This is a genomic window from Wenxinia saemankumensis, assembly GCF_900141735.1.
GTDB lineage: Bacteria > Pseudomonadota > Alphaproteobacteria > Rhodobacterales > Rhodobacteraceae > Wenxinia > Wenxinia saemankumensis.
Genome location: NZ_FQYO01000008.1, coordinates 57,660 through 68,979 on the forward strand (window position 1 = coordinate 57,660; position 11,320 = coordinate 68,979).

General features: G+C 70.6%; 8 protein-coding genes. 4 read left to right on the top strand and 4 right to left on the bottom strand.

Going from position 1 to position 11,320, the window contains the following annotated elements; translation table 11 throughout:
* Positions 1-23: 23 nt before the first annotated feature.
* The 4 genes from BUE30_RS16840 to BUE30_RS16855 form a co-directional block, all read right to left on the bottom strand.
* Positions 24-1,745: a glycosyltransferase family protein gene (locus BUE30_RS16840; RefSeq protein ID WP_073334227.1), complete on the bottom strand. Its 1,722-nt coding sequence runs from the start codon at positions 1,743-1,745 to the stop codon at positions 24-26.
* Positions 1,742-2,719 (bottom strand): UDP-glucuronic acid decarboxylase family protein, encoded by a 978-nt coding sequence (locus BUE30_RS16845; RefSeq protein WP_073334229.1) that lies wholly within the window; start codon positions 2,717-2,719, stop codon positions 1,742-1,744. Before BUE30_RS16845 ends, BUE30_RS16840 begins: the two co-directional genes overlap by 4 nt.
* 33 nt (positions 2,720-2,752) lie before the next feature.
* Entirely contained in the window at positions 2,753-4,207 is a 1,455-nt protein-coding gene (locus BUE30_RS16850) for a sugar transferase (protein ID WP_073334231.1), read from the bottom strand.
* A 276-nt stretch (positions 4,208-4,483) separates the two neighbouring features.
* The gene (locus tag BUE30_RS16855; RefSeq protein WP_073334234.1) at positions 4,484-6,421 is read right to left on the bottom strand and encodes a hybrid sensor histidine kinase/response regulator; all 1,938 of its coding nucleotides are present in this window, start codon (positions 6,419-6,421) and stop codon (positions 4,484-4,486) included.
* 742 nt (positions 6,422-7,163) lie between these two features.
* Here BUE30_RS16855 and BUE30_RS16860 point away from each other — a divergent pair.
* From BUE30_RS16860 to BUE30_RS16875, 4 genes are all read left to right on the top strand, one after another.
* Positions 7,164-8,033 carry a histidine kinase dimerization/phospho-acceptor domain-containing protein gene (locus BUE30_RS16860; protein WP_244526402.1) on the top strand — a complete coding sequence of 290 codons (870 nt, stop codon included), beginning with the start codon at positions 7,164-7,166 and terminating at the stop codon, positions 8,031-8,033.
* Positions 8,034-8,056: 23 nt separating this feature from the next.
* On the top strand, positions 8,057-8,644 hold the full coding sequence (locus BUE30_RS16865; protein WP_212590729.1) for a response regulator transcription factor: 588 nt from the start codon (positions 8,057-8,059) through the stop codon (positions 8,642-8,644).
* Between the two features lie 388 nt (positions 8,645-9,032).
* A complete protein-coding gene (locus tag BUE30_RS16870) occupies positions 9,033-10,004 on the top strand; it encodes an ABC transporter substrate-binding protein (protein WP_073334241.1) in 972 nt (323 codons plus the stop codon).
* A 126-nt stretch (positions 10,005-10,130) separates the two neighbouring features.
* Positions 10,131-11,159, top strand: a complete 1,029-nt coding sequence (locus tag BUE30_RS16875) for an ABC transporter permease (protein WP_073334243.1) — start codon at positions 10,131-10,133, stop codon at positions 11,157-11,159.
* Positions 11,160-11,320 lie beyond the last annotated feature (161 nt).

Here is an 11,320-nt window from a genome sequence, read left to right on the forward strand (position 1 = left end):
TGCGTCGCCTCCGCGCCCGGGCTTCACGGCGCCGCTCGCGGGACCATCATCCGGACCCAGCACGCAAGCCATTCGGGAACGAACTGCCGCCATGTCGCCATCGGCATGTAGGACAGACGTCGGCCAGCTACGATCCAGGCCAGATACCGCAGCTTCACCGGCAGCGGGGCCACCTTGAGCGCGAACGCCATGGCCGTGGTCAGCCGGGCGTCCGGCGTGGCGCGTCGCGCCGGATCGCCGTAGACGAAGGGCGTCAGGACGTCGATGTCGTCGAAGCGCGGCGCCTCGTCCGCGCCGGGCGCGCCGGACCGCAGCGGGGGCAGCCGGTCGACCGTCCCGTAGAGCCGGTCCAGCTCTGCCCGCCAGGCCGGACCGAGATTCGTGGAGAGGATCCGGGCCAGCGTGCGCCCGCCGAGGTCGCGGCGCCGATGCGCGTCCGCGGCAAGGCTGCGGATCGTGGCCCTCAGCTCGTCCACGTCCTCCACGCGGAGCAGCATGCCGTCGAGCCCCGGCGAGTCCGCCCCCATGATGGGCGAGGCGCGCCCGATGCCGGCCCGGGTCACCAGAGGAAGGCCCCGCAGACCGGCCTCGAACAGGGACGTGATCGAGACGAAGGGGAAGGTGTCGAGGTAGATGTCCGCGGCGTCGAGATAGGGCGCGATCAGGGGCGTCTCCGCCAGCTGGTGCACCCGGCCGGGCGCCGCGTCGTGGGCCGCCCCCCAGTCGGTCTGTCCGTCCGCGCCGACCGCGACCAGATGCAGGCGCGGATCGTCCCTCAGGAGCGGCAGGAGGGGATCCGGAAAGGCAATGCCGGCGAGGGACCTGAATTTGATCGACCGCGCGATCGTCAGGATCACGATGGCGTCCTCGGGCAGGCCGATGTCGCGTCGCGCCGCCTCGCGCGTCTGGCGGCGCTCCTCCCGCTCCAGACAGAGCGGGATCAGCAGGTTGCGCCCTGCCGCGATGCCGCGCCGCTCCGCCGAGAGCCGCCGGCCCGACCGGCGGGTGTTCACCACCGCATCCGCGAAGGTCGCGCCCAGCCAGAAGAGGTGATCGGCGTGGTTGACCAGCATCACCGGCGGAGATGGGTCCATTCCGCCGAGGGCGAGGAACGGGATCACGTCGTTGTTGTAGGTATGCAGCACCACGCGTTCGGCCGACGCCATCAACCGGCGCAGCCCGCCGGCCCAGGACAGCAGGCCGCCGACCCGCCGGTTCAGCCGGTGCAGCCGCCCGCCCGAGCGACGCACCGCCGCCTCCAGCGGCGCCGGTACCGGCCCGTGCTGGCGCGTCAACGCGATGGAATGGACACGGCCGTCATCCTCGCCGATCCATCGCCACATGTTCCGGACATGCCCGCCGATCTGTCCCACCTCGGTCGCCACGTGCAGGACGCGCTCGCGGCTTGGTCCGGCCCCGGCTCCGGCTCCGGCCCCGGCTCGCGATACCCGAGGCAGGGCGGCGGCGCCGATCCGGCGCAGGCGTTCCTCGAGGTCCGGACTCGCGAAGAGCCCGGGATGACAGAGCACCGCGTAGTTCGCCGCGAGCTGGGCGGCCGTCGCGGCCTCGGCGAACCGCCGTCGCCGGATCAGGTCGTCCAGCGGCCCCAGCAGGGCCCGGAACTCCTCGGCATGGGTCGCGACGAGACTCCGCCCCTCGTGCCGCCAGTCCCCGATCTGCGCGTCGAGCGCCCTTTCGGAGGCGTCCCCGCCGCCTGCAGGAGGGAATGCGGCGCGGACGGTCATTCGGCCGCCGTCCGCTCCATGATCCCGCGCGCATGCGCGCCGGTCAGGCGCTCGTCGAAATAGGCGATCGTGCGCGCCAGCCCGTCCCGCAGGGGGATCGCCGGCTGCCAGCCCAGCACCGATCTCGCCCGCGCGATGTCGGGCTTGCGCTGCAGGGGGTCGTCCTGCGGCAGGGGGCGGTAGACGATCCGGGAGGGCGAGCCGGTCAGGTCGATCACCATCTCGGCCAGTTGCCGCACCGTGAACTCCGCCGGATTGCCGAGGTTCACCGGCCCGACCTCGTCCGATCGCATCAACCGGACGAACCCCTCGATCAGGTCGTCGACGAAACAGAACGACCGGGTCTGCGACCCGTCGCCGTACAGCGTCACCGGCTCTCCCTTCAGGGCCTGGACGATGAAGTTCGACACCACGCGGCCGTCGTTCGGATGCATCCGCGGGCCATAGGTGTTGAAGATTCGCGCGACGCGGATGTCGACGCCGTACTGGCGGTGGTAGTCGAAGAACAGCGTCTCGGCGCAGCGCTTGCCCTCGTCGTAGCAGGCGCGGGGGCCGATCGGATTGACGCTGCCGCGGTAGTCTTCGGGCTGGGGATGGACGGCCGGGTCGCCGTAGACCTCGCTGGTCGAGGCCTGGAAAATCCGCGCCCGCGTCCGCCGCGCGAGCCCCAGCATGTTGATCGCCCCGTGCACGTTGGTCTTCACGGTCTGCACCGGGTCGAACTGGTAGTGGATCGGCGAAGCGGGACAGGCGAGGTTGTAGATCTCGTCCACCTCGACATAGAGCGGGAACGTCACGTCGTGGCGCACCAGCTCGAACCGGGGATTGTCCATCAGGTGCCGGACATTGTCCCGGGCCCCCGTGAAGAAGTTGTCGACGCAGAGTACCTCGTACCCGTCGTCGAGCAGCCGTTCGCAGAGGAACGAGCCGAGAAAGCCCGCTCCGCCGGTCACCAGAACGCGTGTGCTGTGCATGTGTGGTCCTCTCCTGTAAAGGGGTGTCGCCGGTCAGTAGGCGCCACGACCGCGAAGGACGGCCGCCGGGGTGAGGCAAAGGATATGCAGGTCGAGCCAGAACGACCGGTTGGCGATGTAGAAGTCGTCCAGCGCCTGCTGGCGGGCGGCGTCGGCGGTACTGCGGGCGCTCGCCTGCCACAGTCCGGTCAGGCCCGGCACGACGGTGGAGCGGCGGGCCCGGAAGGCCGGGTCCAGCGCGGCGAGATGATAGTCGGGGAACGGGCGCGGGCCGACGAGGCGCATCTCGCCGCGGATCACGTTCAGGAGTTGCGGCAGCTCGTCGATGCTGCTGACCCGCAGTGCCCGACCCACGAAGGGAAGGATCCGCGGGTCGTTCCGCAGCTTGTAGTAGCGCGTCCATTCCGCCCGCGCCGCGGGATCGCCCGCCAGCAGCATCTCGAGACGGCGGTCCGCGTCCCGATACATCGTGCGGAGCTTCAGGACGCCGAAGCTCTGGCCGCCCAGGCCCTCCCGCCGCTGGCGGTAGAGCACGGGGCCCGGATCCACGAGGTAGATCGATGCCGCGGCGGTCAGCAGGACCGGCGCCACCGCCAGCAGCAGGGTGGCGCCGAGGGCGCAGTCGATCGCGCGTCCGGCCGGGCCGGGGCGGTGCGGGACCGGGGCGACCAGGCGCAGCCGGAGGCCGATCTCGCCGCGCAGGTCCGCCGGCCGTGGTGCGGCCGCGTCATCCCCGCCGGGCAACGCGCCGAGCAGGATCACCTCCCTCGCCCGGCCGGGCCCCCGCGCGATGCTCTGCGGCTCCAGCCGCCCCCCCGCGACGAGGAGGGTGTGGGCGCTGCCGCGGGCACCGGGTGAACGGCAGCGGAATCCCAGCTGCCAGGTTTCGGTCAGGACCGCCCGCCACGCCTCCGCCTGCGCATCTTCCGCCTGGATCTCGGCGCTCACGCCCCATCGCCCGGTGCGGTGCAACGTGTCCCGCGACCAGCTGCGCAGGATCGGCTGCAAGAAGAGGGCGGCGATCAGGAAGCTCGAGAGCATGAGGGCCAGATGAAAGTCGCCGCCCAGCAGGACCGTCCCCGCAACGGCAAGCATGCCGGGCTTGGCGAATGCGACGATCCGGCGCCGCATCACCTCGTGAGGGTAGATGCCGTAACCGGGATACAGCCCGTCCGACCACGACAGCATCAGGATCGCCGCGGACAGCAGGCCGAGCAGTTCGAGGGGAAGGGCGCCGTCCGGCGCGAACGGCTCCAGCAGGGCGGCCGCGAGCGCGAAAGCCAGGACGTCCGCGCCGATCAGCGCGGCGCAGGCGACCGCGCGATCCCGCGAATCTCGCCGCGCCGCCCGCCTCGGACGGCGGTGCACCGGGATGGCGGAAAGGGAGGAACCGGCGGCGGTCACCGACCGCTCGCGGGCCGGGGCCGCCGCCGACGCGCCCGCGGGGGGCAGGGCCGTGCCCGGGATCTCGATGGTGCCATCCGCCATTGCCGTTCCCCCGCCCGTGGTCCGGCTCTCTGAAGGGGGGGCCGGACCCAGGGGGACGCTAGCAGCCGCTCGCCTGCGTCGAGACTCAGCCATTCGGAGGAACCGATGCGGTGGTCGGTGGGGCCGCCTACCCGGCGGGGGCACCGACACGTCGTTCGGGCTGCACGGATGGGGGAGACCGCCCGTCGCAACGGGCACGCCGCCCGGAGGGAGGGGATCGCGGGGGCCACGCGCTAAGGCGGGATCTACCCCTTTCGGTCGAAGGGGCCCTCGCCCTCAGTCCGGCTCCATGGCCGCAGCAGGGGGCGCAGCGATGGCGCCCCGCGCCAGGAACCGCCACACCGCGTCGATCACGGCGCCGTCCTCGGTCGGCTTGGTCAGTATCCGGAGGTCGGCGAGGCCGTGGCCCTCGATCCCGCCCGTCGTGTCGCCGGTAACGAGGATGGCCGGGATCGTCGTTCCCGTTCTCCGCCGGGCCTCGCAGATGACGTCCAGCCCGGTCTCGGCCGCGCCGAGATGCATGTCCGTGATCAGGACGTCGGGCACCTGCCGCTGCAGGGCCAGGTAGGCCTGCGCCGGCGAGGCGGCCGTCACGACGTTCAGCCCCGGCTCCAGAGCCAGCAACGCTTCCGTCGATTCCAGCACCGACGGCTCGTCGTCGACGAGGAGGACGGTGCCCCCGGCGGCCTCCAACGGTGCGGCCTGCGCCGTGGCGGACGGGGGCGCGACCGCCGCGTCGCTCGCCTCCACGCTCAGCGTGAAGGTCGTCCCGACGCCGGGCTCGGACGCGACATCGATTCCGATCTCGAGCATCGCGGCGATGCGCCGGACGATGGCCAGTCCCAGGCCCAGCCCCCGCTCGCCCCGACCACTCTCGATTCTGTAGAATTCGTCGAAGACCTGCGGGAGGTCGGCGGCCGATATCCCGCGCCCGGTATCCGCGATACCGATCACCACGCGACCGTCCTGCCGGACGATCGTCACCGTGACCGAACCGGCATCGGTGTAGCGGACGGCGTTGACGATGAGGTTCTGCAGCAGCTGGCGCAGCAGGTCGTCGTCCGAGCGGACGGCGAGATCCTCGCCTTCGATCCTCAGGATCAGGCCCTTGTCGCCGGCCTCCGCCAGCAATTCGTCGCAGACGCCCTCGACGATCGGCCTGAGCCTGACCGGCCGGATTCGGGGGACCACGCCGTCGCTGTCGAGCTTGGAGATGTCCAGCAGCGAATTCAGCAGCGAGCGCATGCTGGAGATCGACGCCCGCTGCATCTCGAGCAGGCGCCGCGCCTGGGGCTCGCCGACCATCCGCATCAGCGCCTGTGTCGATTGGCTGAGCGAGTGCAGGGGTTGACGCAGGTCGTGGCTCGCGGTCGCCAGGAACCGGGATTTGGCGCGCAGCGCGGCATCCGAAACCCGCTTGGCCTCCTGCGCCTCGTGGACGGCACGGCGGATCCGCCCGACATCGCGGATGGCGGCGATCACGAGGTTGCCCTCCGCCCCAGCGACCGGGCTGAGAGAGATCTCGACGGGAACTTCCCTGCCGTCGCGGGTCACGGCGGCGAGGTCGAGCTTCTGCCCCATCGACCGCACCTTCGGATGCCCGAGGTAGCCCTCGCGGTTCGCGCGGTGGATGCCGCGCAGTCTGGGCGGAACGAGCGTCTCCACCGACACCCCGATCAGCTCCGTCGCCGCATAGCCGAAGAATCTGAGGGCCTGGGCGTTCGCCAGGACGATGCCCCCCGCCGCGTCGACGAGGATCATGGGATCCGGGGCGTTCTCGATCAGGGCGCGGAAACGGGCCTCGCTCTGCCGCAGCTTCCGCTCGATCTCGTGCCGCTGCGTGATGTCGAAGAACGTGAGGACGACCCCCGCGACCCGGCCGTCCTGCGTGCGGTATGGCAGGATGCGGCGAAGGTGCCAGACGCCCTCCGCCGTGACGACCTCGCGCTCGCGAGTTTCCTCCGTGGCCTGAACGCGCCGGATGTCCTGCAGGAGGTCCGGATCCTCGAACTTCCGGAGGATGTCCGTCAGCCGGCGGCCGACATCGGATGGAACCAGGTCGAAGAGCGCCCGTGTGGCGGGGGTGAAACGGCCGATCCGCTGTTCGCCGTCCAGAACGATCGCCGCGATTCCCGTGCTCGCCTCGAGATTGCGCAGATCGTCGTCGAGCCTGCCGAGCTGACCGGCCTTCTCCGACAGCCGCTCCTTCGTCATTGCCGCCCCCCGCCGCGAGGATCCGGCCTGTCGTCGAGGCTCCCCCGCGCTCCCCGCCCGGACATCATCCCCTCCTCGGGCGCCCGGTCCGGTTCGTGGGCGAGCCTGCCGCTGCACGCTTCCGCCCCGGGATAGGTCGGAGGCGGCCCCCACCGCGCCCGCGGGCGGTCCATACCGACCCCGCGTCGCCGCCGACACCCGGGGGCGCGTCCGGGGAGGCAGCCCCGCGACGTGGACGCGAAACGGGGCGGAACGCGCCGGCCATCTGCGGCCTCGGCCGGAGGGGCAGGGGGGCAGTCGATTCGCTGCTCGGGCTCGATCTGGGTCTGCGGCTCCGGCATCGATGCGGCGCGGATCCGCGGGACACCGCCGGAGAGCAGCGGGGTCCCATCGCTCGACGCAGCGACCGGCCGTCCGATGGTCATATGCCTTCTCCGTGGAGAATCCCACGCAACGCGTGAGGGGGCACCTTAACGGATATTACCACATCAATGCAGGCTATGGTGCTGAAACGTGCTTTCGTGCACACAGGGACCGTAGCGGTCGCGCGATCCTTGGAAGGACCGAGCGCCGAATGTATCATTAATCGTAAATATTGCTTGAGGATGCGGCATTGGAAACGTCCATCCCTTTTGGGTCGCAGGCGATGCAATTCTGCACGGTCCCGTCCGCAGGGCCGGATACGCTTCTTCTGGACGCCTCGACCCTCACGATCCGCTGGGCGGGGGGCGCCGTGGCGGCGATGCTGGGCCTTTCCGGCGACGGGACCGAGGACCTTGCCGTGGAGAACGTGCTGCCGGAAGTACCCGCCCGGTCGTGGGCTGCGCACGGATCCGGTGGCGGATCGCCAGTGGAAACACGCCTCCGATCCCGCGACGGCAGGCTGCACCCGGTGTCGGTGACCGTCGTGGCAGCACCAGGAAGCAGGGAATCCGACCTTCTGTTGTCGGTGCGCCCGCAACAGGGTGCGCCGGTCCCGCGGATCTTCGCCCGCACCGCGGGACCTGTCCTCTCCCCCGGGATCGCGCACGATCTGCGTCAGCCCCTGACCGCGATCGTCAATTTCGCCGAGGCGGCGCGGAAGCTGGTCGCCGACGGCGCCGGGGATGACCGGGCCTTGGCCTATATCGAGAAGGCGGTGCTGCAGGCGCGTCGGGCGAGCGAGATGGTCGGCAGGATCGGGGACGGCCGCGATGCCGGTCCGGATCCCCACGATACGAACGGCATGATCGCGGGCCTTGCCGCCGAGACCCTGGTCCTTGCGGCGGAGGGCGGCGCGCCCCTGGAGTTCGATCTCGCCCGGGGCCTTCCCGGGATCGTAGGCGATGGCGCGGGCCTGCGGCGGATCCTCGGCGATCTGCTGCGCGCGGCGCTGGACAGGCCGCACCCGGACCTCACCGGCCGTCCGCATGTCCGCATCGCCAGCCGGCGTTGCGATGACGGACGGGTCGAGATCTCGATCACCCGCTCCGGGCCCGGCTGCGCCTCGCTCGGCCCCGGACCTGCTGGCGGACCAGCGATCTCCGCGCCGGAGCTCCACCTTCGATGCGAAACGGCGGCGGACGGGGGCACCTGCGTCACCCTGACGGTTCCGACGGGATCGCCGGATTGACCGGCGCGCCGAAGATCTGCGTCGTGGACGACGATCCGTATGTGTGCGGGTCGATCGAGGCCCTTCTGCAGGTCCACGGCTTCGCCGTCCGCACCTTCCCCGCGGCGGCCGGGTTCCTCGAGCAGGGCGATCCCCCGACCTGCGACTGCCTGCTAGTGGATGTCCGGATGCCGGTGATGGACGGGCTGAGCCTGCTGGCGCGGGTGGGCGAAAGCTGGCCCGATCTGCCGGTGGTGGTCATGACGGGCCACGGAGACGTGCCGATGGCGGTGCGGGCCCTGAAGTCGGGCGCCTCCGATTTCGTCGAGAAACCGTTCGAGCCGGAGCGCCTGCTGGAGAGCATCCGTCACGCGATCGCGGGGCCCGCCCGCCGTCACGCGGCACTCGAGGACGCCCGGACGGCACCCTTCGCCGTCCTGACACCGCGGGAGACCGAGGTGATGGAGCACATGGTGATCGGGCGCTCGACCAAGCTGATCGCCGAATCCCTGTCGCTCAGCCCCCGGACGGTCGAGATCCACCGCAGCCGCGTGATGCAGAAGACCGGCGCGAAGAGCCTGTCCCACCTCGTGCGCATGGCCCTGAAGGCCGGCTTCGACCCGGAGGGCTGAGCCTCCATACCGGCTTCGCCTCTGGCCCGTGCGATGCAGGCCTGCGCTGCGCCGAGCGGTCGGCGATGGCAGGATCCCGATGCGGATCGGTCAGGACGGGGGGGGGGCTGCGGGTTCGGGATGGCCGGTCATTCCTCGCGCAGCCGCCGCGCCCGACCTGTCATGCCGCCCCGGACGCAGGCCCGGAAGATCCCCTTGCGTCGCGTCACCCGCCTCGGGTGTCGCAATACGGGTGGTCGGGTGTTAGCCGCCCCCCGGATCATCCTGCGGCGGCCCCGATCGTCGCCGCCCCGGCCGCGCGACGGATGCGGGCGGGCCAGCGATGACCGGCTGAACGGGATCGGCGGCACGCGCCCGGTCCGGACCGAACGAACCGATAGGGAACACCATGAAGAAACTCCTCCTTTCCTCGGCGCTGACCCTGCTCGCCGCGCCTGCCCTCGCGCAGGACGGAGAGTGCGGCGAGGTGTCGATCACCGAGATGAACTGGGCCTCCGCCTCCGTCGTGACGAACGTCGCCTCGTTCATCCTGACGCAGGGCTATGGCTGCGACGTCTCCATCGTGCCCTCCGACACCGTCCCGGCGATCACCTCGGTCTCCGAGAACGGAGAGCCCGACATCGTGACGGAGCTGTGGACCAACGCCACGGGCCAGGTCTACGAGGAAATGAAGGACGCTGGCACCATTCAGGAACTGGGCGCCGTGCTCGAGCCCGGCGGCATCGATGCCTGGTGGATCCCGGCCTATCTCGCCGAGGCGCATCCCGAGCTGACCACGATCGAGGGCGTCCTGGCCAATCCCGACCTGGTCGGCGGGCGCTTCCACAACTGCCCCGAGGGCTGGGGCTGCCGCGTCTTCAATGACAACCTGCTGCCCGCCTTCGGCGTCGAGGAGGCGGGGATCGAGATCTTCGACCACGGATCGGGCGAGACGCTCGCGACCTCCATCGCCTCGGCCTTCGAGAACGAGGAGCCGTGGTTCGGCTACTACTGGGCCCCGACCTCGGTCATCGGCCGCTACGACATGGTCCAGGTCGACATGGGCGATTACGACCGGGAGGCCCACGAGGCGGCGCAGAACGTCGACGCCACCGATGTCGGCCGCACCTCCTTCCCGCCCGCGCCGGTGGCGACGGCCGTGACGACCGATTTCGCCGAGGCGCATCCCGAACTGGTCGACTTCCTGTCGAACATGACCTTCCAGACCGACACGATGAACTCGATCCTGAGCTGGATGGAGGAGAACGCGGCCTCGGGCGAGGAGGGCGCGGTCCACTTCCTGACCACCTACCAGGACGAGTGGAGGGGCTGGATCAGCGGCGAGGCGCGCGAGAACCTCTCGGCGATGCTCCAGCAATAGGGGGCCCGCCGGCGCCCCCTCCCCGGCGGGGAACGGGGCGGGGCGCCGGCATCACGCGAAGGGGGGGGACCCCGGGGTCCGGCACCGCGCCGCGCCCGGGATGCGGCACGGGAAACGGACGGACGAATGGCGACCTACGACTGGATATTCGACGGGCTCGGCCTGCGGGACTGGTGCGGCGGCACCGGGACCACGGCGCCGATGTCCATGGCGGAGCTCATGGCGCAGACGGGGGCCGAGCCGGACAGGTCGATCTGGGCCACGCCCTTTCCGTCGATGGACGCCCTCAACGATGCCTGCGCCGCCTTCCCGCAATCGCGGGAGCTGACGCTGGGGCTGGAACGGGCCTTCCTCGACATCAAGGACGCGCTCTCCACCGTGCTCGACCCGCTCACGCAGCCGCTGAGCTGGGCGCTGCGCAACGCCCTCCATCTCTTCCAGGTCGTCCCGTGGTTCGTGATGATCCCGCTGCTCGGGCTGATCGTCCTCGCCGTCAGCCGGTCGCTGAAGCTGGTGGCCTTCGTCGTCGGCGCGCTCGCCCTGCTCGCCTTCATCGACTACTACGACTACGCGATGCAGACGCTGGCGATCATCGCGGTCTGCGCGATCATCTGCGTGCTGCTCGGCGTGCCCATCGGCATCCTGATGTCGCGGAACGACCGGTTCCAGAACGCGATGATCCCGGTCCTCGACATGCTGCAGACGCTGCCGCCCTTCGTCTACCTGATCCCGCTGATCTTCCTCTTCAGCGTGACCGAGCCGAAGCTCTACGGGATCGCCATCATCCTCTACGCCATCGTGCCCGTGGTGCGGCTGACCAATCTCGGCATCCGGCTGGTCGACAAGGAGGTGATCGAGGCCGCGGACGCCTTCGGCATGACCGACCGGCAGAAGCTGTTCGGGGTGCAGATCCCGCTGGCGCTGCCGAACATCATGGCCGGCGTGAACCAGACCATCATGATGAGCCTCGCCATGGTGGTGATCGCCTCGCTGGTCTCGGCCCCCGGCCTCGGCGTTCTGGTGCTGCGCGGCATCCGCAACCTCGAACTCGGCGTCGGCCTGATCTCGGGCCTCGGGATCGTGCTGCTCGCCGTCATCCTCGACCGCACGACCAAGGCGGCGCTCGCCCGGGTCAACGCATCGCAGAAGCAGTGAGGGGCAGGTCCATGGCCGACGTCAAGATCGCGCTCCGCGACCTGTGGAAGATCTTCGGAAGCGCGCCGGAGAAGGCGCTCGCCCATGCCCGCGCCGGCATGCACAAGGCCGAGCTGCTTGCCGAGCACCGCCACGTCCTCGGCCTGCGCGACATCAACGTC